This is a genomic window from Acidovorax sp. Leaf78 (genome assembly GCF_001422735.1).
Classification (GTDB): domain Bacteria; phylum Pseudomonadota; class Gammaproteobacteria; order Burkholderiales; family Burkholderiaceae_C; genus Acidovorax.
Genome location: NZ_LMLZ01000006.1, coordinates 150,008 through 173,701, shown reverse-complemented (window position 1 = coordinate 173,701; position 23,694 = coordinate 150,008). Strand labels below are relative to the sequence as shown.

Sequence of the window (23,694 nt, the reverse complement as noted above, 5' to 3'; positions counted from 1 at the left end):
CCGCGTAAAGGGAATGACCCTGTCGATCTAGCCTACAGCCAGCGGGTGAACACATCCATCACAGCACTCCCCCCGGTTGCTGCAGCACAGGCCACCGATACCGCCACCATTCGGAGATCGCGGGATATGAGTGCCAACAACCTTTCCCGGTCACTTTTGAAGCTTGCGTAAACACATTTGGACTTGCTGTTCATAGATACCTCGGTTGATCATCGATGGCGGTCCACCGCTTTACAAGGAGCTGGACTGATACCTATCGTCTTTCGCAAGCGACCACATGTATGCAGGAAGATCGGCGCGAAAGTTCTATCCAAGATCATCGTGCTCTACCACCTCCTCTTTGCAACCGCGCAAACCAAGCATGTAGTTGCATCTGGTTCAGGGTCAAATTCACACGGTGGCGCAGTTCGCTCTCGCGCGAGCGATCGACGACTCCCGCCATTTCTCGTACGGCATACAAGCTCAAATCAAGACCCTGCGCACGTTGCCAGCGGTCCAGATCAAGGAACTGGAGCAGACCGATCTTTGCCAAAGTAAGCAGGTTATGAACTTTCAGCTTTAAGCGAGCAGCCTCACGATAGGGCTGTTCTCCTCCTATGCTTGCCAGACCCCGACGCTCAGCAGAGAGAAACGCATCAAGGTCAGCGCGAAGAACATCATCGGACAGAGACAAATCAATCCGAACAAAGCGATTCACCATAGGCTGCGGGAACGCATCATCAAGCCGCCCCGCGAACGCGGGAGGACCCTTTGCAGAATAGTCGCCACCTTGCATACGCCTTCCCCGGGCTCTTATCTCGTCAGGAAGCATATTCTCGAAAACGTACAGCGCGCTCACGCTAAGGGGCTCGATACCGCTTGGCACGGCGCCTGCACGTAGGGATGTCCACACATCAGATGGCAACGAGGGGCGCTCACATGCATCTTCAAACGCCTCGTGTGGATCGTTCCATTTGCTCCAGTCAAATGAGTAGACCCAACGATGGATGTCCGCCAAATGCATCTGCTTGATCTGGGAATCATTTTTGCGCTGTAGCACTGGACCAGCCTGCCTCAATGCTTCTTCAGTGCGCGGCTGCGCATCACGATGCAACCAACAACGAAGCGTGAGGTTGAGCAACCAATCCTCTGCGTCCAACAACTCTGCAGAACGATAAGCGTCAGGTGCGTACCACTCTGGCGGGTGCGGCGTGCGTTTCTTACCTGTCATATCCTTCCAAAATGATCGGCAGTGATGTGAGCAGCCGCCGAACTGATCGCAGGCACTCCACTTGTCAAATCTCCCCACGCGGAAAGCACTGCAACGATTCAGCTACATCTCACTCCCCATGCTTGTGCTGCTTATCGCACCCCATCACATGGTTGTTGCTGCTCGACATGCACTGGTAAAACAGCTTCTTGTTGCCCGACGATGACTGGCAGTCCGACACGCTGTACTTGCCCCGGGCCTCGCGGATCTTGGGGGCAGTTTTATCGAACTCTGCTTTGCTCATGTAGCCGTCGCGCACGTTCTTCTGGCCCACTTCCAGCATGGTGTCGGCCTGGTCGTGGATGTTGCCCACGGCGGCGGAGCAGTTGAGGGGCACCTGCTTGCCGTCCACCTTCTGCAGGGCCTTCTTCATGTCTTCGCCGAACTCTTCCACGTCCTTCGGGACTTTCTTGGTGCCGTCGGCGTTGTACTGCTGGCCCGGCTTGCCGGACGCGGATGACGACGACACGCTCTTGGTGGCGCCGTTGTTGCTCTGCAGCTTGAGCGGCTCGGCGTCTGCGTTGGACGGCGGCGGCTGGGAGCCGTAGTGGGTCTTGCCCTGGGCGTCCACCCACTTGTAGACGGGTTGCGCGTGCGCGCCCCCGAACAGCCCCGACACCACGGCGGCCATGGCCAGCCACTGCAGATTCTTCATCATCTCCACTCCCTCCATCTTTGATTGAAAAATGGCGCTACCGCTTGCTCATCCAGCGGCAGCAGCTCTTATTTTTATAGCATTCCTTGCAAACCCGCAAAACCGCAGACCTGCCCACTGCACGAATTAAGGCAGGTCCTTGTTCACCTCGGGCGCGGCCGCGTCACGCGGGCCGATGGTGCCCAGCCGGCTCTTGAGCGACTGGGGCTGGCCGGTGAGCATGGCGGCGTAGTTGGTGGTGTTGGCCAGAACTTTTTTCACGTAGTCGCGCGTTTCGGCAAAGGGCACATTTTCGGCCCAGATGGCGGCGTCCAGCACCGGGCCGTTGCGCCAGCTGCGCGGGCGGCCGGGGCCGGCGTTGTAGGCGGCTGCGGCCATGGGCATGGAGCCCGCGAAATCGTCCAGCGCGAGCTTGAGGTACGCGGTGCCGATGGTGATGTTGGTGTCGCGGTCGTTGATCTGGTCGGCGGTGAAGTTGTTCATGCCGATCTTCTTGGCCGTCCAGCGCGCGGTGGCGGGCATGACCTGCATCAGGCCCGAGGCGCCAACGTGGGAGCGCGCGTCCATGATGAAGCGGCTTTCCTGGCGGATCAGGCCGTAGACATACGCCGGGTCCAGGCCGATGGCGTTGGCACGCTCGACCACCGCGCTGCGAAACGGCGTGGGAAAGCGCTGGGTGGTGTCCACCACGCTCTTGGTGCGCTCGCTGGTGTTGATGCAGCGGTCCCACACCTCGCGCTGGCAGGCGAAGTCGGCGGCGGCCAGCAGTTCGCGGTCGGGCATGCCGCCGCTCTGGTGCAGGTTGGTGGTGTAGTTCCACTCGCGCACGCCTTCGGTGCGCAGGCCCAGCAGGATGGCGTACAGCGCGCGGTTCAGGCCCGGGTTGGCGCGGGCGGCGGCTTTTTCTTCGGCGGTCAGCGGCGCGGGCGCAGGCGGCACCGTGATGCGCTGGCCGATTTCTTCCAGCGCCAGTTGCTCATAAAAGCCGCGCGTGCTGGCGATGCCTTCGAGCAGCTGGCGGGCCTCGGCGCGTTCGGCGTCGGTCACGCGGCCTGCGAGCAGCGAGCGCGCCTTCCAGTACACCCAGGTGCTGTCCTGGCGGCCTTCGGGGCTCATGGCGGTGACGGCCTTGCCCACCGCATTCCACTGGCCGGCGCGCAGGGCGGCGCGCACCTTCCAGCCCAGCAGGTCGTCGTTCAGGTCGGTGTCCTTGGTGACGTTGGCAAAGTAGCCGTGGGCGTTGCCCGCCAGCCTTTGCGCAGCGGTCTTGCCGATCACGGCCCAGGCCCAGTTGCGCTCTTCGGCCGACAGGTGCACGCCCCATTTGGTATCGAGCTGCTGGGCGGCGCCTTCCGGGTCGCCGATGGCCAGCTTGAGCAAGGCCAGGAGCACCAGTTCCTGCTTGGCCTTGCCGGAAGCTGTTGCGCGGGACAGCAGGTATTTGGCTGGCGAGTCCAGCACGTCCTTGACCTGGGGCAGCGAGTCGGGCGAGACGATCTCGACCGCGGTGCGCACCACGCGCGGGCGGTTGGCCTCGATACCCAGGCGGGCCTTGCGCCACACGTCCAGGGCCGAAAGCTTTTTGTAGCCGTACAACTCGCGCGCGGCGTGGGTGCAGCCGTCGTCGCCGTCGCGCTGGGCATACCAGTTGCTGCGCACGTCGTCGGCCACGTTGGCGGCCGCGGTGCCCTTGATCTGGTCGATCAGCAGGGCGTAGCAGCGCACCTCGCGGTCGTCGGACATGCGGTAGCTCGGGTGCTGCTCGGCAAACTGCGCCCAGTCGCGGCGCTGGCCCAAGAGCAGCAGCCAGTCGTTGCGCAGGCGGTCTTCCTGGTAGCTGCCGGCGTAGCGCTGCATGAAGGACTGGATCTCGGCCGGCGAGGCCTCGCCCAGGCGCAGCTTGAGCTCCCAGTAGGCGGCCCAGGGCTCCAGCGCGTGGCCGCGCGCCGAGGGCAGCAGTTGCTCCAGTCTCTTGCGGTCTCCCTTGCGGAAGGCCTGTTGCATCTCGAGCAGGGTATCGTCACCACGGTTTTGCGCCTGGACAAGGGGCGCGGCGGTGGCCAGCAGGGCGCCGGCGAGAAGCGGTGTCAGAATTCGAAACAATTGCATGGGGGAATTATCTGATGGACAAAGCAGCCCTGCGGCGCGCGTTGGTAGAAGAACGCCTGAACCTGCCCGACCGCCTACAGCGGTCCGACCTGTTACAGCAGGTCATGCGCATCTGGCTGGTGAACCGGCCGGACACGGTGATCGGGGCCTATTGGCCCATCAAGGGCGAGTTCGACCCGTTGCCCGCCCTGCACCGCTGGAAGGAAGACGGCGAACTGCTGGACGAGCCCCAGTTGCGCCGCATCGGCCTGCCGGTGGTCAACAAGGTGCACAAGACCCTGACCTTCCACGCCTGGTACCCCGGCTGCCCCATGGAGGAGGACGCCTACGGCATCCCCAAGCCCAAGGACACCGAGGTCATCGTGCCCACCCTGCTGTTCGTGCCCTGCGTGGGCTATGCGCCGGGCGGCTACCGGCTGGGGTATGGCGGCGGTTTCTACGACCGCACGCTGGCCACGCTGCAGCCCAAGCCGTTCACGGTGGGGCTGGGCTTTACCAACGGGTACCTGGACGATTTTGAGCCGGAAGAGTTCGACCTGCCGCTCGACGCGATCCTGAACGACAACGGCGTGGTCTGGCCGGTGGGCTCCCCCTGAAACATCTTCAGCGCCTGCTGTGACGGCGCCCGGCACCGCCGGGTCGCTGCCTCAGCCCACCCGCAGTTCCGAGGCGAAGGCATAGCACTCGCCACCGGCAGGGCGGCGTTTGCAGGCGTACATGGCGCTGTCGGCGGCGCGCAGCAGGTCGGCCAGGGTCACGCCGTCGACCGGGTGGCTGGCGATGCCCAGGCTCATGCCCACGGTGAGTGCGCGGCCTTCGAACATCACGGGCTCGGCGGCGCTGGCAGCCATGCGGCGGGCCATGGCGGCGATCACGTCGCGCGGCGGGGCGCCGGCGATCAGCACCGCGAATTCATCGCCGCCCAGGCGGGCGACCATGTCTTCGGCCCGCAACTGGGCGCGCAGGCGCTGCACCATGGTGGCCAGCACCACGTCGCCCGCGGCGTGACCGTGGGTGTCGTTCACGCCCTTGAAACCGTCCAGGTCCAGCAGCAACAAAGCAAACGGCCGGTTCTCCGCGATGGCGGCGCCAGCGCGGCTGGCCAGCCCGGCGCGGTTGGCGGCGCCGGTCAGGGCGTCGGTGCCCAGCGCCTCCACTAATTCTTGCGTGCGCACGGTGAGCGCTTCTTCCGAATTGCGCAGCAGCCGCACGCGCGAGGCCATGGCGGCCGCGAAGACGATGGACTCGGCCACCAGCACGGTCTGGGTCATGTCCATCTGCTGCGGCGTCCAGGCCACCCAGCCCCAGCTGGCCACGACGATGGCGCAGATGCCGATGAGCAGCAGGGTCACCCCCGCCGAATACAGCACGGCCGGCCAGTACCGCCGCCGCATGGCCATCACCGCACCGGCCGTAAGCACCACGGTGGACGCCATGACCGAGGCCTGCACCAGGCGGAACAGCCACAGCGGGTGCGACCCGAGCAGCCCGTACACCGTGGCCAGCGCCAGCGCCGCCACCATGGCCAGCACCACCTTGTCCAGGCGCGGCGCAAAGTGCGACAGCCGCAGGAGGCTGCGCCCGAACATCAGCTTGGAGATGGCCCACAGCGGCGGCGCCACGCTGTAGAAGAACCCCGCCGCCTCGGGCCAGTGCGCAAACGGGTAGCGAAGCGTGTGGCCGTTGAACCCCGCCAGCGCCAGCAGCGCCCCGGCGCACGACACCAGGTACCACGCGTAGATGCTCTCGCGGAACACCAGCAGCATCACCGTGCTGAACACCACCAGCCCGAGCAGCAGGCCGTAGCACACGCCGTCGAACATGCGCTTGTCCTGCGTGGCCTGCAGGTAGTCCGCGAGGTCCCACACCGAGGCCGCATAGAACCGCGCAAAGGTCGACTCCACCCGGAAGTACACCGTGTACACGCCCGCGTCGGGCAGCTTGAAGCGCCAGGCCATCTGCTCGGACCCCGCCGGCCGCGTGGACCAGGGGTGGCGCATGCCCGTGACCACCGGCTCGGCCAGCGCCTTGCCCTGGGCGTCGTAGGGGCCGTAGAACCGCAGCTCGTGCGTGGACACGGTGGGCACCAGCAGCAGCCACTCGCGCAGCGCATCGGCCGGGTCGGCCAGCTGCAGGCGCAGCCGGAACCACAGCACCCGGTCCGATTCGGCACCCTTGAGCGCATTCTCCGGGTACGCAAAGCGCGCCTCGTTCTCGGGCTGGCGCACGGCCTCGATGGTCATCTGGCGGGTTTTGTCCTCGAACATGCCCATGAAGGGCACCACCAGCATGCCGCCAGCGTGCTGGGCAACAGGGGCCGGAGCGTCTCGCCCCGCGGGCTGCGCGTGAGCTGCTGCGCAAAGCGCCATGGCGGCCCACGCCAGGAAGATGGCCCGTGCGGCCCCGCTGCTGCGCTGCCACCGCGGGCCCACGAGCGTGAGAAACAAAGAGAAAAAAGACAGCGTCATCGAAGCCGGCCCGGCAAAGATCGGGCGGGAAACCACCTCGGAAGCGGCAGATTGTGCCGCACCGAGGAATTCCCCAGCCGGGCGGAATGGGCGGTTTTTTGGGCTTTGATGCGCAGATGGCATCAAATGGCGGGTCATTCAGCATGGATGCGCGGCCCGTGGCAGCGGTAGCATCAATGCCCCTTACCCCGGCACCAGGTTTTTTCATCCATGCTCAAGCTCTACATCGGCAACAAGAATTACTCCTCGTGGTCCATGCGCCCCTGGGTGCTGCTGCGCCAAGCCGGCATCGCCTTCGACGAGGTGCGCGTGCGCTTCGACAGCTTCGATGCGGACTCCGAATTCAAGCGCGCCATCGGCGCCGTCAACCCCACCGGCAAGGTGCCGGTGCTGGTCGATGGCGACCTGGTGGTGTGGGACACCCTGGCCATCGCCGAATACGCGGCCGAGACGCACCCCGACAAGAAGCTCTGGCCCACCGACCCCAAGGCCCGGGCGCGCGCGCGCAGCATCTGCGCCGAAATGCACAGCGGCTTTTCGGCCCTGCGCAACAACTGCCCCATGAACATCGAGGCCGACCTGCCCGACACCGGCGCGCTGCTGTGGCGCGACAACGCCGGCGTGCGTGCCGACGTGCAGCGCCTGGTGGGCATGTGGAGCGCGCTGCTCGACGAGCATGGCGGCCCGATGCTGTTCGGCGAGTTCACCATCGCCGACGCGTACTTCGCCCCCGTGTGCATGCGCCTGGCCACCTACGCCCTGCCCCTGCCGCCGCAGATCGCCGACTACGTGCAGCGCGTGCGCGCCCTGCCCGGCGTGAAGGCCTGGATCGACGACGCATTGGCCGAAAAGGACTTCCTCGACTTCGAGGAACCCTACCGCCTGGCCCCCGCCCAGCGCTGAGGAGCCCCGCCCATGGCAGTCACCATCTACCTGCGTTATGTGCTCAATACCAGCAAGCTCCGGGAGTTCGAGCACTACGGCAAGCTCTGGATTCCGCTGGTCGAGAAATTCGGCGGCCAGCACCACGGCTACTTCATGCCCAGCGAGGGCGCGAACAACGTCGCGCTGGCACTGTTCACCTTCGACAGCCTGGCGGCCTACGAGGTGTACCGCCAGCAATCGATGCAGGACGCGGAGTGCCTGGCGGCGTTCCGCTATGCCGAAGAGACGGGCTGCATCGTGAGCTATGAGCGGAGCTTTTTCAGGCCGGTGTTTGCCTGAGAAACGCGTTGAGTCGATGTAGCACCAATGTGCTACATTGCCTTTTCCTGCAGGAGCCCCCCATGTCCACCACCACCATTCGCCTTGAAGATGAGATGAAAAGCCGCATCAACGCCGCGGCAGCGCAAGTCGGCAAGACGGCACACGCTTTCATCCTGGAGGCCTTGGCCCAGAAGGTGGAGCAAGTGGAGCAGGACAACGCATTCCACGCCCTGGCCGACGAGCGCTGGGCACGCATTCGCGCTACCGGCAAGACGGTGGCGTGGGACGATGCCAAGGCTTACCTGACCGCCCGAGCCCAGGGCGAGCAGCCTCGCAAACCCGCCGCCAAGGCATGACCCGCATCGAACTGGCGCCAGAGGTTCTGGAGGACTTCGACCGCTTCTTCGACCACATCGCCCAGTACGACCCGGGCAGTGCGCCCGAACGCATCGGCGCCATCGTGGACGCCCTGCAGATCCTGTCCCACAGCCCACAGATCGGTCGGCCTGTGCAAGGTGGCAAGCGCGAACTGGTGATCGGTCGGGCGTCTCGCGGGTACGTGGCGCTGTACCACTACGTGGCGGACATCGACACCGTTTTTGTATTGGCGGTGCGCAACCAGCGGGAGGCGGGCTTCAAGCGCTGAACCCCGCCCATCCACTATCGAAACTGCTTGCGCAGCTTGGCCTTGTGCCGCGCGATGTGCGCCATCTGCGCTTCGGCAATCGAGCCGCCCAAATCCACCCCGTCGCCATTGAGCACATCGTTCGCATAGGCCAGCGCCCGCGCCACCACCTCGGCCTCGGTCACGCCCTGCTGCTCGGCCAGGTCCAGGGCCACGCGGCGCATGGCGCGCTGCGACAGCATCCACATCGCGCCGAACGCCTCCCAGGCGGCGGCAGACTCCTTGAACTTGTCCCGGTCGCCCAGGATTTCGTTCAAGGGCTTGGCCAGGATTTCTTCCAGGTCCTCCACCTTGGACTTCAGCGCTTCGAACTGCGCCTCGCGCTGCAGTGCGGCCGCCGCTGCGTTGGCCGCGGCGTCCGGCGCCAGGGGCACGGGCACGCTGCCGTCGGGGTTGAGCTGGGCAATGGTCAGGTCGGACGATAGGGACATGGTGGGGCGAATATACGGCGCAGCGCAGGTTCTAAACTCTCCCCATGAAAATCTACATGGTGGGCGGCGCCGTCCGCGACAAGCTGCTGGGCCGCCCGGTGAACGACCGCGACTGGGTGGTGGTGGGCGCCACGCCCGAGCAGATGCTGGCCGATGGCTACCTGCCCGTGGGCCGCGACTTCCCCGTCTTTCTGCACCCCACGACGCGCGAGGAATATGCGCTGGCCCGCACCGAGCGCAAGAGCGGCCAGGGCTACCGGGGCTTTGCGGTGCACACCGCGCCGGACGTGACGCTGGAGGAAGACCTCTCGCGCCGCGACCTCACTATCAATGCGATAGCAGAAGATATCCATCCATCCAGCGGCAGCGGCCTGTTTGACCCCTATGGAGGCGTGCGCGACATCGAAGCGCGCGTGCTGCGCCACGTGACCGACGCCTTCCGCGAAGACCCGGTGCGCATCCTGCGCGTGGCGCGTTTTGCGGCACGCTTCACCGACTTCACCGTGGCGCCCGAGACGATGCAGCTCATGCGCGAGATGGTGGCCCACGGCGAGGTGGACCACCTGGTGCCCGAGCGCGTGTGGCAGGAACTGGCGCGCGGCCTGATGGAAGCCAGGCCCTCGCGCATGTTCGAAGTGCTGCGCGAATGCGGCGCGCTGGCCGCGCTGCTGCCCGAGGTGGCGCGCCTGTGGGGTGTGCCGCAGCGTGCCGAATACCACCCCGAAGTGGACACCGGCGTGCACCTGATGATGGTGCTGGACATGTCCGCGCGGCTCGACGCCCCGCTGGCCGTGCGCTTTGCCTGCCTGACGCACGATCTGGGCAAGGGCACCACGCCCGCCGACGTGCTGCCGCGCCACATCGAGCACGAACAGCGCAGCGCCGAGCTGCTGGTGGACGTGGCCGAGCGGCTGCGCGTGCCGGTGGACTGCCGCGAGACCGCCGACGTGGTGGCCCGCGAGCACGGCCACATCCACCGCAGCGGCGAGCTGTCCGCCGCGGCCCTGATGCGCCTGCTGGAGCGCTGCGACGCCATCCGCAAGCCTGCGCGCTTTGCCGACGTGTTGCTGGCCTGCGAGTGCGATGCGCGCGGGCGGCTGCACTTTGAAGAAACGCCCTACCCGCAGCGCCCGCGTTTGCTGGCGGTGCTGGCGGCGGCGCAGTCGGTGGTCACGCGCGACATCGCGGCGCAGGCCGCGAGCCGGGGGCTGACCGGGCCGCAGGTAGGCGGCTTGATCCACCAGGAGCGCGTGCGGGCGGTGGCGCAGTGGCTGCAGGAGGAGAAGCAAGTGACTGAGCCGGGGCAGAAGTAAGAAGCTCCTGCTCCTGCTCCTGTTCCTGCTCCTGTTCGGTACCGGCTTCTGCGCAGGCTTCGCAACGGCCGGCGCACCCCCTGCAACCGTTCGGGCTGAGCTTGTCGGAGCCAGGGCATGCCGCATGCCGCGTGCCACACCCCTCGCACCTTCACACACCGCAAGCGTGGCACAACCCTCGCAACGCCTCTAGAATCCGCCACCTTTTGACCACCCCGTGCGCAACGGCATTGCCTCCGGGCGGTCCCCTGCTCCACCCACCACCGCTCCGCCATGACCCCTCTGCACATCCGCCAGGCCACCCCTGCCGACACGGACACCATCGCCCCGCTGTTCGACGCCTACCGCCAGTTTTACGACCAGGCGCCTGACCTTGCAGCGGCGCAGCGCTTCATCACCGACCGGCTCACACGCGGCGAATCCAGCATCCTCATCGCCTTCGATGCGTCCGGCGCAGCCATCGGCTTTTGCCAGCTCTACCCCACGTTCTGCTCGGTGGAGGCGGCGCCCATCTACACGCTGTACGACCTGTTCGTGGCGCCCGCCGCCCGCAAGACGGGAGCAGGCCGCGCCTTGTTGATCGCGGCGCGCGACCACGCGCGCGCGCAGGGCAAGGTGCGCATGGACCTGACCACGGCCCACACCAACACTGCGGCGCAGTCGCTGTATGAATCGCTGGGCTGGGTGCAGGACACGGTGTTTCGGGCGTACAGCCAGCGGGTGGCTTAGGCGTTCGCTCTCTCTACGGATTCATACTCGATCAAAACCGTTCGGGCTGAGCTTGAACGGTATGTGAAGCGCCCAAGGCTGCAAGCGCAAAGCGCCCCAGCCTTACCAACGCAGCCAGCGGGGCCCCGCAATGGCGCCCAGCACGGTAGGGATGGCCATGCCCGCCAGGTACCACACCGCGAGAAACGGTGTGGCCATCTCAGGGCAGTGCAGCGCATACACCAGTGCCCCCAGCGCCCCGGCCAGCAGACCAGCGCCCGCGCCCGCCCAGGCCAGGTGCGTGGGCGCAGCACCCTTGAGCGCCCAGAAGCCCGCGACGAACGCCGGCACCGACAGCACGGCGATGTTGAAGGGGCAGGTGCGCCAGGTGTTGCCCAGGATGAGCGGAAGGCGCTCGGCCGGCGCCGCCTGCGCCAGCGTGGCCAGCGCCAGGCCCCACAGCACCAGCGGCGGCAGCGCCAGCCACAGTGCGGCACGGCCGGCAGGCACGCCGGGGCGTGCCATGCGCTGCAGCACCATCAGCCCGGCCGCGGCCAGCGTGCCCGCAAAGGCCAGCTTGCCCCAGAACATGGGCATCGCCATCGTGGCCGCCAGGTCGCTGCGCAGGCCGAACACGCCCAGCATGAGCACGGCGGCCCCGGCAATGCCGGCAAACGCAGCCATGGCGAGGCGTCGCTCCACCGTGTGGCGGGCCACCGGGTGCGCGTCAGCGGCCAGCAGGTCGATCAATTCATCAGTTTTCATCACATTCCCCTGATCTTGGCGGCCAGGGCTTTCAGGCCCCGGTGCACGCCGACTTTGACGGCCGACTCCGACAGCCCGGTGAGCTGCGCGGTCTCGACCACCGACAGCCCTTCGAGCTTCATGTGCACGATGGGCAGGCGCTGGCGGTCGGGCAACTGCTCCAGCAGGCGGCCCAGGTCGCGCCGCGCTTCGGCCGCTTCGCTGTCGGTGCTGGCAAACAGGTCGTCGGTGTCGTCCAGCGGCACATGCAGCGCTTCCTTGGCAGCGCGCGAACGCAGCCAGTCGATGAGCTTGTAGCGCGCAATGGCGTGCACCCAGGCCGTCACCGGCGAGTCGGCCCGATAGGTGTGGCGCTGGTTGTGCACCGCCAGCAAGGTCTCCTGCACCAGATCCTCCACCTCGTCGGGCCGCTGCGCCAGGCGGCGGCGCAAAAAGGCACGCAGGTGTGCACTCAGCTCCTTCAGAAACCGCTGGTACGCCGCTGCGTCGGCATCCAGCCCCTGCAGCAGCAATCCGCGCAGCCGCTCTTCAATGTCCATGGCGTCTCCCTGCTGGGTATTCGTCACAGCGGGCCCTCCGGTTACAGCGGGTGCAAAAAATAAATAAGCGTGTGGATTGGCAGCGCCGTGTAACCCGCGGCGACGCCAGCGCGAATTACAGCGCAGATCGGGTGTTGCAGGGTGCAGGCAGTTGGCTAGTTAGTCATGCCCCGCACGTTGCCGCCACCGGTCCCCTTCGATCCCTTACTTACTCATCAAACTCTGTTGGAGAAACTTGCCATGACCACACGCACCCTCAGCCTCGGCGCCCTCGCACTCTCGGCCATTGCCTGCACCTCCGCCCTGGCACAGGCACCTGCACAGCCCATGGCCGACGCCGCCAAGCCCGCCATGGAGAAGTGCTACGGCGTGTCGATGGCCGGCAAGAACGACTGCGCAGCAGGCGCCGGCACCACCTGCGCCGGCACATCAAAGATGGACTACCAGGGCAACGCCTGGAAGTACGTGCCCGCCGGTACCTGCGCCACGCTCAAGACGCCCAAGGGCATGGGCGCACTGATGCCCATCAAGTCTTGAAATGAAGCGCCCCCTGAGGCGCTGCACGCCTTCCCCCGGAGGGGGACGCACCCGGTGGCCCGGCGGCGCCGGCTCCACGGGTGCACTGGCCTTTGCAGCGCCAGCTGCATGGGCCGCGGGTGGCGCGCAGCGCAATGGGTAACCGATCGGCAAAGCTTCCCTTCACCACTACAGCAATCTGCCATGCCATCCCCGTTGACCGCCGGCCTGGGCCTCAAGCCCCAGCACTACGCCGAGGCACAGCACTGCGGTGCGCCCGGCCTGTGGTGGGAGGTCCATCCTGAAAACTACCTGGCCGCCGGCGGCCCGCGGCTGGCGTGGCTCGAAGCCATCCGTGCGCGCCACCCGGTGGCGCTGCATGGGGTGTCGCTGTCGCTCGCGGCCGATGCACCGCCCGATGCCGATCACTTGGCCCGGCTGGCCGCGCTGGTGCGGCGCATCGAGCCCGCCATCGTGTCCGAACATCTGGCGTGGTCCTCCTGGCGCGGCCACTACCTGCCCGACCTGCTGCCGTTTCCGCGCACCCACGCCGCACTGGCCCGCATCGCGGACAACATCGCGCGCACGCAGGATGCCTTGCAGCGCACCATCGCCATCGAGAACCCCACGCACTACCTGCACATCGACGGGCACGACTGGTGCGAGACCGACTTTCTGGCCGATCTGGTGCGGCGCACCGGCTGCGCGCTGCTGCTGGATGTGAACAACGTGCATGTGAGCGCCCACAACCTGGGCACGGATGCGCGGGCCTACATCGATGCGTTCCCGCTGCACGCCGTCGCGGAGATCCACCTGGCCGGGCACCATGCCGACCCGGCGCTGGGCGACGCGCTGCTCATCGACAGCCACGATGCGCCCATCGACCCTGCCGTTTGGGCGTTGTATGAACAGGTGCTGGCGCGCACAGGCCCTATCCCCACGCTCATCGAACGGGACGGCAACGTGCCCGCGTTGGCAGAGCTGCTGGCTGAACGCGACGAGGCACACAGCGCGCTGGCCGCCTGCGCGCAACACCACGAACAACGCGAGGTGGCGCCATGCACCTGAGCGATTTTCAGGACGGCCTGGCGGCTGCGTTGCTGCCTTCGCCAGACACCGTGGCACCAACACCCGCGTGGCTCACAGCCCTGGCCGCCCAGCCCGGCTTTGCGGTGTACCGCAACACCGTGCTCGCCGCCTGCATCGACACGCTGCAGGCCAATTACCCCACCGTGTGCAGCCTGGTGGGCACCGACTGGTTTCGTGCAGCGGCGGCCGTTTTCGCCCACGCGCAGCCACCGGCCGACGGGCGGCTCATGGACTATGGCGCGGGCTTTGCCGATTTTCTGCAGCAGTTCGGGCCGGCCGCAGCACTGCCCTACCTGCCCGCCGTCGCGCACCTTGACCGGTGCTGGACAGAGAGCCACCTGGCGGCCGATGCCCCGGCGCTCGACGTGACCTGGCTGGGCCGCCAGCCGCCCGACACGCTGGCACAGCAGCACCTGCGCCCCCACCCGGCGGCGCGCTGGGCCTGGTGCGATGACCATCCCGCGTATGCCCTGTGGCAGCGCCACCGCGACCAGTTGCCGGTGGATGCAGACCTGCTGTGGGTGGGCGACGGAGGCTTGCTCACACGGCCAGAGTCCGCCGTGGTGTGGTGCGCACTGCCGCATGCAGGCATCGCCTTCATGAACGCCTGCGCGCAAGGACTGCCCTTGGAGGCCGCCGCCACAGAGGCATTGGTGGCCGAGCCAGCTACCGACATCGCAGCGCTGCTGATGTTGCTGCTGGACGCAGGAGCACTCATCGAAACCGCGGCCGATGCGGCTGCACCAGCCCCATGTTCAAAGGAAACACCATGACACCCAACACCGTCTCCATGCTCTCCCCAACCGCAGGCGGCCCCCGCGCGTGGCTAGCCCGGCTGGCACACGCAGCCGCCTGGCTCACACCCCACAGCCAGCTCGCACTGGTCAACCGCATCGCGCTGGCCGGCATCTTCTGGCTGTCGGCGCGCACCAAGGTCGAGGGCTGGTTCACCATCTCCGACAGTGCCTATGCGCTGTTCAGCGACGAGTACAAGCTGCCGCTGATCGCACCGCACCTGGCCGCGCAGATGGCCACGGTGGCCGAGCACCTGTTTGCCGCGCTGCTGGTGCTGGGGCTGTGCACCCGGCTGTCCGCGCTGGCGCTCTTGGGCATGACGCTGGTGATCCAGGTATTCGTCTACCCGGACGCGTGGCCCACCCACCTGTCCTGGGTCGGGCTGCTGCTGTACCTGGTGGGGCGCGGCGCGGGCAACGTGTCGCTGGACCGCGCCCTCGGCCTGCGCTAAGCCGGCCGCCTCAGCCCACCTTCATGCGTTGGACGGTGCCGCCGTGCGCACCCAGCGCGCGATGTCCGCCGCGCCCAATGCGCCGGAGATGCGGGCCACCTCGCGGCCCTGCTGGAACAGCACCATGGTCGGAATGCTGCGGATGGCGTGGCGCGCCGCCAAGGCCTGATGATCCTCGGTGTTGAGCTTGGCCAGGCGCACCTGCGGCTCCAGTTCGCGCGCGGCCTGGGCAAAGGCCGGGGCCATCTGGCGGCACGGGCCGCACCACGGCGCCCAGAAGTCCACCAGCACAGGGATGTGGCTGCGCGTCACGTGGCGCTCGAAAGACACAGCGTCGAGCTCGAGCGGCGCGCCCGCAAACAATGGCTGGTGGCACTGGCCGCAGTCGGGTGCGCTGGCCAGTTGCGCGGTTTGCACGCGGTTGGTGGTGTGGCAGTGGGGGCAGACGATGTGCAGGGCTTCGGACATGGGGGCGCGTTGTTGGCAGTCTGAATGTGCGCAGGTGGCGACCGCGCCGGATTTTTCAAGTCGGCGCACCCGCCGCAGCACTGTCGGCCAAATACCTGCTTGCAAAAATTTACGCGGGATTACAGGGTGTAGAACACCCCGGCGGGCCGGTCGGCCCGGTGGCATCTGCTAAGGTCTGGGCCCATGCAGCTGCTTCCGATACTGACAACTGCCCACGCCCTTTTTCTCGATTTCGACGGCACGCTCACCGAGCTGGCGTCGCGCCCCGAAGCGGTGCGCATCGCGTCCGGGCTGGTGCCCACCCTTTCTGCACTGCACGGCCACCTGGGCGGTGCGCTGGCCATCGTGACCGGGCGGCCCGAGGCCGACATCGACGTCTTCCTGGCGCCCCTGCACCTGCCGCTGGCCAGCGAACACGGCGCGCAATACCGCCTGCACGGCGCGTCCCTGCCGGCCGTGCAGCCGCCCGATCTGGCCCCCGTGCTGCAGGCCGCCTACGACCTCGCATCGCGCCACCCCGGCCTGCTGGTGGAGCCCAAGCGCGCCAGCGTCGCCCTGCACTACCGCCTAGCGCCCCACATGGAGGCACGCTGCCTGGACACCCTGGAACGCGCCTTGCAAGGCGTGGAAGGCGTGGAGCTGATGCGCGGCAAGTTCGTCTTCGAGGTCAAGCCCCGCGGGGCGCACAAGGGCCAGGCCATCGTCGACTTCATGACCCAGCCGCCGTTTGCGGGCCGGGTCCCTGTCTTCGTGGGCGACGACGTCACCGACGAATCGGGCTTTGCCGCCGTGCAGGCCCTGGGCGGGTGGGGCATCAAGGTGGGCGAGGGCCCGACCATGGCACAACACCGCTGCATGACACCCGCCGCACTGCGCGGCTGGCTCTCCAGCGCAAGGACCAACTGGGAACGAGAACAATGAACACTGCCGCCAACGAACCCCAACAGGGCTCGCTCAACCTCGGAATGATCGGCAATTGCGCCATCAGCGCACTGATCGACAACCACGCCCGCATGGTCTGGTGCTGCCTGCCCCGCTTCGATGGCGACCCGGTGTTCAACGCGCTGCTGCAGCCCGGCGACGAGGGCAGCCACTTCGCGATCGAGATCGAGGACCTGGCCTCGGCCCACCAGTGGTACGAGCCCAATACCGCCATCCTGCGCACGCAGCTGTTCGACAAGGCCGGGCATGGTGTGGAGATCACCGACTTCGCGCCGCGCTTCAACAGCCGCTCGCGGTTCTTTCGGCCCATGACACTGGTGCGCCGCGTGCGGCCCATCGAAGGCGCGCCGCGCATCCGCGTGGCGCTGAAGGTGCGCTACGACTGGGGCCGCAGCACGCCGCACATCACGCGCGGCAGCAACCACATCCGCTACGTGGGCGAGGACATGACGTTGCGCCTGTCTACCGACGCACCGGTGTCGCACGTGCTGTCGGGGCAGTCGTTCGTGCTCACACGCGAGCACAACTTCTTGCTGGGCGCGGACGAGCCTCTTCACGAAGGCATTGCCGACACGGCGCGCTACTTCGAGCAGGAAACCACCAGCTACTGGCGCAACTGGAGCCGTGCACTGGCCTTGCCGCTGGAGTGGCAGGACGCGGTGATCCGCGCGGCCATCACGCTCAAGCTGTCGCTGTACGAAGACACCGGCGCCATCGTGGCCGCCATGACCACCAGCATCCCCGAGTCCGCGCACAGCGGCCGCAACTGGGACTACCGCTACTGCTGGCTGCGCGACGCGTTCTTCGTGGTGCGTGCGCTCAACAGCATCTCCGAAGTCGGCACCATGGAGGACTACCTGCGCTGGCTCAGCAACGTGGTCATCGAAGGCGGCGACGGCCACATCCAGCCGCTGTATGGCATCGGCCTCGAAAAAGACCTGCCCGAGTCCGTGATGCCGCAGCTGGCCGGCTACCGCGGCATGGGCCCCGTGCGCGTGGGCAACCAGGCGGCCGAGCATTTTCAGCACGACGTGTACGGCAACATCGTGCTGGGCGCCGCGCAGTCGTTCCACGACCACCGGCTGCTGCACCGCGCAGGCCAGGCCGAGTTCACCCGCCTGGAGCAAGTGGGCGCCAACGCGGTGCGCGTGTACGGCCAGCCCGATGCGGGCATGTGGGAGCTGCGCACCCGCGCGCGGGTCCACACATCATCAGCGCTGATGAGCTGGGCCGCCTGCGACCGCCTGGCCAAGATTGCGCTGACCCTGCAGCTCCCCGACCGCGCCGCATACTGGCGCGACCATGCTGACCGCATGCGCGACGAGATCATCGACAAGTCGTGGAGCGAAACCCGCCAGGCCTTTGCCGAAAGCTTCGGCGGCAACGAGCTGGATGCCAGCGTGCTGCTGATGGCCGAGGTGGGCATGATCGACCCCATGGACCCGCGCTTCGTCAGCACCGTGGAGGCCATGGAAAAGAGCCTGTGCGACGGCCCCTACATGCGCCGCTACGAAGCGGCCGACGACTTCGGCAAGCCCGAGACGGCGTTCAACATCTGCACCTTCTGGCGCATCGACGCACTTGCGCGCATCGGCCGCAAGGCCGAGGCGCGGGCCATCTTCGAGACCATGCTCGCGGCGCGCAACCCGCTGGGCCTGCTGTCCGAAGACACCCATGCAGAGACGCAGGAGATGTGGGGCAACTTTCCGCAGACGTATTCGATGGTGGGCGTCATCAACGCCGCGGTGCGCCTGTCGGCGCCGTGGGACAGTGTGATTTGAGGCGACGTCCGACAGTTTGACCACCCCATCCGCGGCGATGATGCGGCATGAGCCGACTCGTTGTTGTATCGAACCGCATTGCGGACCCCCGTAAACCTGCCGCTGGCGGCCTGGCCGTCGCCCTGGGCGACGCCCTGAACAAAACCGGAGGCCTCTGGTTCGGCTGGAGCGGGAACGTGCTGGAGGACGGCACGCCCGGCGAGAGCGACCTGCAGACGCGCCAGGCCGGCGCTGTGACCCTGGCCACCGTGGACCTGTGCCGCGAAGACCACGACAGCTACTACCACGGCTACAGCAACAGCGTGCTGTGGCCCGTCTTCCACTACCGGCTGGACCTGGCGGACTTCAACACCCGCTACATCGCGGGCTACCGCCGGGTCAACCAGATGTTTGCGCGCAAGCTGCTGCCGCTACTGCGCGACGACGACATCATCTGGATACACGACTACCACCTGATCCCCCTGGCCGCCGAGCTGCGCGCCATGGGCTGCAAGCAGCGCATCGGCTTCTTCCTGCACATCCCCATGCCGCCGCCGCTCATCATGGCGGCCATTCCGCAGCACGAGTGGCTGATGCGGTCGCTGTTCGCCTACGACCTGGTGGGCTTGCAGAGCGAGGCCGATGTCTCGCACTTCAACCGCTACGTGCGCAACGAAGCCAGCGCCGAAGAAGTGGGCGTGCAGCAGCTGCGCGCGTTCGGCGCTACGGTGCAGGTCAAGGCGTTTCCCATCGGCATCGACGTGGACGAGTTCATTCGCCTAGGCCAGGCCCCCGACGCGGTCGAAACCTACGAGAACATGCGCGACGAATACTCGCGCCGGCGGCTGCTGCTGGGCATCGACCGGCTGGACTACTCCAAGGGCATTCCGCACCGCGTGCGCGCTTTCCGCGAGCTGCTGGACCGCTACCCCGAGAACCGCGACAGCGCCACGATGATCATGATCGCCTCGCCGTCGCGCGACGACGTGCACGCCTATGCCGACCTGCGCCAGGAGCTCGAAGGCCTGTGCGGCTCCGTCAATGGCGACTACGGCGAGCTCGACTGGATGCCCGTGCGCTACATCCACCGCATGGTGGCGCGCAAGCGTGTGCCGGGCTTGTGCCGCGCCTCGGCGGTAGGCCTGGTCACGCCGCTGCGCGACGGCATGAACCTGGTGGCCAAGGAATACGTGGTGGCCCAGAACCCTGAGGACCCCGGCGTGCTGGTGCTCTCGCGTTTTGCGGGCGCGGCCGAGCAACTGAAGGAAGCGCTGCTGGTGAACCCCTACGACACGCAGGGCACGGCGGACAGCATCCAGCAGGCGCTGCAGATGCCGCGGGCCGAGCGGCAGGCCCGCCACCAGAAGCTCATGGCGCGCATCCGCGAGCACGATGTGCACTGGTGGCGCAAGTCGTTCCTCGCAGCATTGGAAGCAGCGGGCGACTGATTAGGATTTGCACTGCACGCATTGAATACCGTTCGGGCTGCGCTTGTTCAAGCCCTGCGCGGCGCTTCGACAGGCTCAGCGTGAACGGTTTGTATAGTGGACGGAGTGGGCATGACAGCATGACCTCATGACCACATGGCGACTACCACGCGGCGCGCTACAGCAGTTTGGTGAGCAGGCTCACCACGAAGCTCAGCAGCAGTGTGGACGCGAGCGGCACGTCCCAGTCGCGCCCCAGCCACCGAAAGCGCAGGTCGCCCGGCAGGCGGCCAAAGCCCATGCGCCGCAGCAGGGGCGAGAGCCAGCTGAGCAGCATCAGGGCCAGGAAGATGACGAGGAGCCAGCGGATCATGGTGCGCCGAGTGTAGGCGCTGGAGGCACCACCGCGCACGCAGACTGGCAGTCCCGCAGTCAGGCACGGGCCTTGCACCACGCTCGCATGTTCGCAACCGACCGAGGGCACGCATGGATTGGAGCTACCACCACACCGCCGGCGGGCAGCGCTGGCAGTTCGACGGCCTGCGCGACGTGCTGGCCAAGGCGTCGCCCCTGCGCTCGGGCGACGTGCTGGCGGGCATTGCGGCGGCCACGGCGGTGGAGCGCATGGCCGCGCGCATGTGCCTGGCAGACGTGCCACTGTCGCGGTTCCTGACCGAGGCCCTGGTGCCCTACGAGTCCGACGAGGTCACGCGGCTCATCATCGACACCCACGGTGCCGCCGCGTTCGCTCCCATTGCCCACCTCACCGTGGGCGACTTTCGCAACTGGCTGCTCGACCACGCCACCGACAGCGCCGTGCTGGCCGCCGTGGCCCCCGGCATCACGCCCGAGATGGCCGCTGCCGTGAGCAAGCTCATGCGCAACCAGGACCTGATCGCGGTGGCCCGCAAATGCCGCGTGGTCACGCGCTTTCGCAACACCATCGGCCTGCCGGGCCGGCTGTCGGTGCGGCTGCAGCCCAACCACCCCACCGACGACCTGCGCGGCATCGCGGCGTCGATGATCGACGGGCTGCTGTACGGCGCGGGCGACGCGGTGATCGGCATCAACCCGGCGACCGACAGCATCGCGGCCCTCACCGGCCTGGTGCACCGGCTGGACGACGTGATCGCCACGCTGCAGATCCCCACGCAGTCGTGTGTGCTGACCCACGTGACCAACACGCTGCAGATGATCGAGCGCGGCGCGCCGGTGGACCTGGTGTTCCAGTCCATCGCGGGCACCGAGAAGGCCAACGCGGGCTTCGGCATCAGCCTGGCCCTGCTGCGCGAGGCGCACGACGCGGCGCGGTCCCTGCAGCGCGGCGCGGACTTTGGCGATGGCCGGGGCGACAACGTGATGTACTTTGAGACCGGCCAGGGCAGCGCCCTGTCGGCCGACGCGCACCACGGCGTGGACCAGCAGACCTGCGAGGCGCGGGCCTACGGCGTGGCGCGCGCGTTCTCGCCGCTGCTCACCAACACGGTGGTCGGCTTCATCGGGCCGGAGTACCTGTATGACGGCAAGCAGATCATCCGCGCGGGCCTGGAAGACCACGTCTGCGGCAAGCTGCTGGGCGTGCCGCTGGGCTGCGATGTCTGCTACACCAACCATGCCGAGGCCGATTCGGACGATATGGACACGCTGATGACGCTGCTGGGCACGGCGGGCCTGACCTTCATCATGGGCGTGCCGGGGGCGGATGACATCATGCTCAACTACCAGAGCACCTCGTTCCACGACGCGCTGTACCTGCGCGAGGTGCTGGGCCTGCAGCGCGCGCCCGAGTTCGAGGCCTGGCTTGCACGCATGCACCTGGCCGACGGCGCGGGCCGGCTGCTGCCCGCCACACAGCAGCAAGCGGCCATCGCGCAGCTGCGGCAGATCGGGATGCGGGCATGACAGACCCCACCGGCACCCCACCCCCCTTCGGCCCGCCGCCCGACCCCTGGGCCGACCTGCGCGCCCACACCGCCGCCCGCCTGGCCCTGGGCCGCGCGGGCACGGCCATCCCCACCCGCGAACTGCTCGACTTCGGCCTCGCCCATGCCCAGGCGCGCGATGCGGTGCATTTGCCGCTCGATGCCGATGCGCTGGCGCAGCGGCTGGCAGGCCTGGGCTGCACCACGCTGCAGGTGGCCAGCGCCGCACCCGACCGGGCCACGTACCTGCTGCGCCCTGATCTGGGCCGGCGCCTGTGCGACGGGGATGCACAGCGTCTGCGGGCATTGGGCCAGGGCGGCCAGGCGGACTGCGACCTGCTGCTGGTGGTGGCCGACGGCCTGTCGGCCCTGGCGGTCGAACGCCATGCCGAGCCGCTGGTGCAGTGCATCGTCAGCACGGCGCCCCAGGGCTGGCGCATCGGCCCCGTGGTGATCGCCACGCAGGCGCGCGTGGCGCTGGGCGACGAGGTGGGTGCACTGCTGGGGGCCCGCCTGGTGGCGGTGCTGATCGGCGAGCGCCCGGGGCTGAGTTCGCCGGACAGTCTGGGCATTTATCTGTCCTGGCACCCCCGGGTCGGGTGCAGCGATGCGGAGCGCAACTGCATTTCCAACGTGCGTCCGCAGGGGTTGCCGCCTGCCGCCGCCGCTGCGCGCCTGTGGTGGCTGTGTGCAGAGGCGCGGAGGCTGGGGCTGACGGGCGTGCCGTTGAAGGACCGCAGTGAGGGCGTGACGCTGCCGGCGGGCGGGCCGCAGAGGCCTCAAGACGAGCCCCCTCTCCCCCACCCTCTCCCGCGAGGGGAGAGGGAGTAAAACCGGCGCTCGGTGGCTCACAGCGCGCGTCCCATTCAGACATTCGCGAAGGCGGCCTCCGCGCCCGTCGCCGACAACTGTCTTCCCAATCGCCCCCAAAGGCGCGGCGCCCCTCTCCAGCCAGCGCAACCAGCGCCCCGGAAACCCCCTCTCCCCTTGCGGGAGAGGGCTGGGGAGAGGGGGCAATGAGCAGCAGGGCCTCGACCCAGCGCCCCCCACTCCACCCCCTCACAACCGGTGCGACCGATCCCCCCGCGCAAACCCCATCGGCTCCCACGCCGGCCCCGCCCCCAAAGCCAGCACTTTGAAGAGCTCGCCCATCTCATGCTCCATGATCAATTTGGCCGCTGTCGCCCGTTCCGCCTGCGGCAGCTGCTCCATTTTTGGTAGCAAACCGCAGTTGATGAGGAAGTGCGCCTGCGTCGTGTACCCCAGCACCTCGAGCCCCGCCTCCTGCGCGGCCAGCGCCATGGCGGTGAAGTTGACGTGGGCGGTGATGTCCTTGCGCCCCACCGCCACCAGCGGGTCGCCATCGGCCAGGTGCCCCTGGTGGCACATCACCGTGCCCATGTGGCGCTGGGGGTGGTAGTACTCGCTCTCGCCAAAGCCGTAGTCCAGCAGAAACGCAGCACCACGCTCCAGCCGGTCGGCCAGCATGCGGATGAAGCCTTCGCCCTGGGCGTGGATCTCGGTCAGGTAGTCCTGCGGGCCTTCGATGTCGACGGGCGGGCGCAGCGCGGTGGGGCGGTCGGCCCAGGCGAAGCTGCCGTCGTCCTCTGCCACGACGACGCCGCGTTCGTGCCACACGCCGTCTGCGTGGCCGCCGTGGCGGGCCAGCAGTTGCACGGGCATGGCGTCCAGCACCTCGTTGCCGACGACGACTCCGCTAAACCGCTCGGGCAGCGCATCCACCCAGCGCAGCTTGTGGGCATGCCCTGCCAGCCGCACCTGCTGGCGCGCGCGCAGGCTGCCGGACAAATCGACGATGGTGTAGCGCTGCACCTGGTCGCCCAGCGCGTCCAGCAGTTGCAGGGCCAGTGCGCCGGAGCCGGCGCCGAACTCCCACACCTCGGAGGTGCCCGTGGCGGCCAGCGCCTGCGCCACCTGCCGCGCCAGCGTCTGGCCGAACAGCGGAGTGAGCTCGGGCGCGGTCACGAAGTCGCTGCCGGACTCGGGCATGGCGCCGAACTTGGCACTGTCGTTGGCGTAGTAGCCCAGGCCCGGCGTATACAGCGCCAGCGCCATGAAGCGGTCGAAGCCGATCCAGCCGCCCTCGGCGGCAATGGTCTGGCGGATGTGGGCCGCCAGGGCGGTCGTTAAACTGTCGGGTTGTTGGGTCACGGCCCGCATTGTCCCCCACCCCGC

General features: G+C 67.6%; 26 protein-coding genes. 16 read left to right on the top strand and 10 right to left on the bottom strand.

Going from position 1 to position 23,694, the window contains the following annotated elements; all coding sequences use genetic code 11:
* Positions 1-316 precede the first annotated feature (316 nt).
* From ASF16_RS25990 to ASF16_RS06540, 3 genes are all read right to left on the bottom strand, one after another.
* On the bottom strand, positions 317-1,210 hold the full coding sequence (locus ASF16_RS25990) for a hypothetical protein (RefSeq protein WP_156371966.1): 894 nt from the start codon (positions 1,208-1,210) through the stop codon (positions 317-319).
* 109 nt (positions 1,211-1,319) lie between these two features.
* A complete protein-coding gene (locus ASF16_RS06545) occupies positions 1,320-1,907 on the bottom strand; it encodes a DUF4124 domain-containing protein (protein ID WP_056164531.1) in 588 nt (195 codons plus the stop codon).
* Positions 1,908-2,030: 123 nt separating this feature from the next.
* Complete coding sequence (locus ASF16_RS06540; RefSeq protein ID WP_056164528.1) at positions 2,031-4,013, bottom strand: lytic transglycosylase domain-containing protein; 1,983 nt, start codon at positions 4,011-4,013, stop codon at positions 2,031-2,033.
* A gap of 14 nt (positions 4,014-4,027) precedes the next feature.
* Here ASF16_RS06540 and ASF16_RS06535 point away from each other — a divergent pair, with 14 nt between their 5' ends.
* A complete protein-coding gene (locus tag ASF16_RS06535) occupies positions 4,028-4,609 on the top strand; it encodes a 5-formyltetrahydrofolate cyclo-ligase (protein ID WP_056164526.1) in 582 nt (193 codons plus the stop codon).
* Between the two features lie 51 nt (positions 4,610-4,660).
* Here the strand turns inward: ASF16_RS06535 and ASF16_RS06530 are convergent, their stop codons facing one another.
* The gene (locus tag ASF16_RS06530) at positions 4,661-6,481 is read right to left on the bottom strand and encodes a diguanylate cyclase (RefSeq protein ID WP_082516777.1); all 1,821 of its coding nucleotides are present in this window, start codon (positions 6,479-6,481) and stop codon (positions 4,661-4,663) included.
* 210 nt (positions 6,482-6,691) lie between these two features.
* Here ASF16_RS06530 and ASF16_RS06525 point away from each other — a divergent pair, with 210 nt between their 5' ends.
* From ASF16_RS06525 to ASF16_RS06510, 4 genes are all read left to right on the top strand, one after another.
* Positions 6,692-7,384, top strand: a complete 693-nt coding sequence (locus ASF16_RS06525) for a glutathione S-transferase family protein (protein WP_056164524.1) — start codon at positions 6,692-6,694, stop codon at positions 7,382-7,384.
* Between the two features lie 12 nt (positions 7,385-7,396).
* Positions 7,397-7,705 carry an NIPSNAP family protein gene (locus ASF16_RS06520; protein WP_056164522.1) on the top strand — a complete coding sequence of 103 codons (309 nt, stop codon included), beginning with the start codon at positions 7,397-7,399 and terminating at the stop codon, positions 7,703-7,705.
* Positions 7,706-7,767: 62 nt separating this feature from the next.
* On the top strand, positions 7,768-8,043 hold the full coding sequence (locus tag ASF16_RS06515; protein ID WP_056164521.1) for a DUF1778 domain-containing protein: 276 nt from the start codon (positions 7,768-7,770) through the stop codon (positions 8,041-8,043).
* Entirely contained in the window at positions 8,040-8,333 is a 294-nt protein-coding gene (locus ASF16_RS06510; protein ID WP_056164518.1) for a type II toxin-antitoxin system RelE/ParE family toxin, read from the top strand. Before ASF16_RS06515 ends, ASF16_RS06510 begins: the two co-directional genes overlap by 4 nt.
* Positions 8,334-8,347: 14 nt before the next feature.
* Here ASF16_RS06510 and ASF16_RS06505 read toward each other — a convergent pair whose 3' ends face one another.
* Positions 8,348-8,803, bottom strand: a complete 456-nt coding sequence (locus tag ASF16_RS06505; RefSeq protein ID WP_056164516.1) for a hypothetical protein — start codon at positions 8,801-8,803, stop codon at positions 8,348-8,350.
* A 44-nt stretch (positions 8,804-8,847) separates the two neighbouring features.
* Here ASF16_RS06505 and ASF16_RS06500 point away from each other — a divergent pair, with 44 nt between their 5' ends.
* Both ASF16_RS06500 and ASF16_RS06495 read left to right on the top strand, forming a co-directional pair.
* Positions 8,848-10,116 carry a multifunctional CCA addition/repair protein gene (locus ASF16_RS06500; protein WP_056164513.1) on the top strand — a complete coding sequence of 423 codons (1,269 nt, stop codon included), beginning with the start codon at positions 8,848-8,850 and terminating at the stop codon, positions 10,114-10,116.
* A 273-nt stretch (positions 10,117-10,389) separates the two neighbouring features.
* Complete coding sequence (locus tag ASF16_RS06495) at positions 10,390-10,845, top strand: GNAT family N-acetyltransferase (protein ID WP_056164508.1); 456 nt, start codon at positions 10,390-10,392, stop codon at positions 10,843-10,845.
* A 102-nt stretch (positions 10,846-10,947) separates the two neighbouring features.
* Here the strand turns inward: ASF16_RS06495 and ASF16_RS06490 are convergent, their stop codons facing one another.
* The gene (locus ASF16_RS06490; protein ID WP_056164506.1) at positions 10,948-11,589 is read right to left on the bottom strand and encodes an NrsF family protein; all 642 of its coding nucleotides are present in this window, start codon (positions 11,587-11,589) and stop codon (positions 10,948-10,950) included.
* The gene (locus ASF16_RS06485; protein WP_255354935.1) at positions 11,589-12,155 is read right to left on the bottom strand and encodes a sigma-70 family RNA polymerase sigma factor; all 567 of its coding nucleotides are present in this window, start codon (positions 12,153-12,155) and stop codon (positions 11,589-11,591) included. The genes ASF16_RS06490 and ASF16_RS06485 overlap by 1 nt, the downstream gene beginning before the upstream one ends.
* A 213-nt stretch (positions 12,156-12,368) precedes the next feature.
* Between ASF16_RS06485 and ASF16_RS06480 the strand changes: the two genes are divergently transcribed.
* From ASF16_RS06480 to ASF16_RS06465, 4 genes are all read left to right on the top strand, one after another.
* Positions 12,369-12,665, top strand: a complete 297-nt coding sequence (locus ASF16_RS06480; RefSeq protein ID WP_056164500.1) for a DUF2282 domain-containing protein — start codon at positions 12,369-12,371, stop codon at positions 12,663-12,665.
* Between the two features lie 183 nt (positions 12,666-12,848).
* On the top strand, positions 12,849-13,712 hold the full coding sequence (locus tag ASF16_RS06475; protein WP_056164497.1) for a DUF692 domain-containing protein: 864 nt from the start codon (positions 12,849-12,851) through the stop codon (positions 13,710-13,712).
* The gene (locus ASF16_RS06470) at positions 13,703-14,506 is read left to right on the top strand and encodes a DNA-binding domain-containing protein (RefSeq protein WP_056164494.1); all 804 of its coding nucleotides are present in this window, start codon (positions 13,703-13,705) and stop codon (positions 14,504-14,506) included. Before ASF16_RS06475 ends, ASF16_RS06470 begins: the two co-directional genes overlap by 10 nt.
* The gene (locus ASF16_RS06465) at positions 14,503-14,979 is read left to right on the top strand and encodes a DoxX family protein (RefSeq protein ID WP_056164492.1); all 477 of its coding nucleotides are present in this window, start codon (positions 14,503-14,505) and stop codon (positions 14,977-14,979) included. Before ASF16_RS06470 ends, ASF16_RS06465 begins: the two co-directional genes overlap by 4 nt.
* A gap of 21 nt (positions 14,980-15,000) precedes the next feature.
* Here ASF16_RS06465 and trxC read toward each other — a convergent pair whose 3' ends face one another.
* Positions 15,001-15,447, bottom strand: a complete 447-nt coding sequence (gene trxC, locus ASF16_RS06460) for a thioredoxin TrxC (protein ID WP_056164489.1) — start codon at positions 15,445-15,447, stop codon at positions 15,001-15,003.
* 183 nt (positions 15,448-15,630) lie between these two features.
* On the opposite strand from trxC, the gene otsB reads away from it, so the two are divergent.
* The 3 genes from otsB to otsA are packed head-to-tail and all read left to right on the top strand — an operon-like array spanning position 15,631 to position 19,597.
* Positions 15,631-16,368, top strand: a complete 738-nt coding sequence (gene otsB / locus ASF16_RS06455; RefSeq protein ID WP_056164485.1) for a trehalose-phosphatase — start codon at positions 15,631-15,633, stop codon at positions 16,366-16,368.
* Entirely contained in the window at positions 16,365-18,170 is a 1,806-nt protein-coding gene (locus tag ASF16_RS06450) for a glycoside hydrolase family 15 protein (protein WP_056164483.1), read from the top strand. Before otsB ends, ASF16_RS06450 begins: the two co-directional genes overlap by 4 nt.
* A 47-nt stretch (positions 18,171-18,217) precedes the next feature.
* Positions 18,218-19,597, top strand: a complete 1,380-nt coding sequence (otsA, locus tag ASF16_RS06445) for an alpha,alpha-trehalose-phosphate synthase (UDP-forming) (protein WP_056164480.1) — start codon at positions 18,218-18,220, stop codon at positions 19,595-19,597.
* A gap of 157 nt (positions 19,598-19,754) precedes the next feature.
* Here the strand turns inward: otsA and ASF16_RS06440 are convergent, their stop codons facing one another.
* Positions 19,755-19,949 carry a DUF2905 domain-containing protein gene (locus ASF16_RS06440; protein ID WP_056164478.1) on the bottom strand — a complete coding sequence of 65 codons (195 nt, stop codon included), beginning with the start codon at positions 19,947-19,949 and terminating at the stop codon, positions 19,755-19,757.
* 113 nt (positions 19,950-20,062) lie between these two features.
* Between ASF16_RS06440 and ASF16_RS06435 the strand changes: the two genes are divergently transcribed.
* Together ASF16_RS06435 and eutC are read left to right on the top strand one after the other, a co-directional pair.
* Positions 20,063-21,478 (top strand): ethanolamine ammonia-lyase subunit EutB, encoded by a 1,416-nt coding sequence (locus tag ASF16_RS06435; RefSeq protein ID WP_056164475.1) that lies wholly within the window; start codon positions 20,063-20,065, stop codon positions 21,476-21,478.
* Positions 21,475-22,329: an ethanolamine ammonia-lyase subunit EutC gene (eutC, locus tag ASF16_RS06430; protein ID WP_056164472.1), complete on the top strand. Its 855-nt coding sequence runs from the start codon at positions 21,475-21,477 to the stop codon at positions 22,327-22,329. Before ASF16_RS06435 ends, eutC begins: the two co-directional genes overlap by 4 nt.
* A 228-nt stretch (positions 22,330-22,557) precedes the next feature.
* On the opposite strand, the gene ASF16_RS06425 is transcribed toward eutC, so the two are convergent.
* Positions 22,558-23,679, bottom strand: coding sequence for a class I SAM-dependent methyltransferase (locus ASF16_RS06425; RefSeq protein ID WP_056164468.1), 1,122 nt, complete (start codon positions 23,677-23,679; stop codon positions 22,558-22,560).
* Positions 23,680-23,694: the final 15 nt, after the last annotated feature.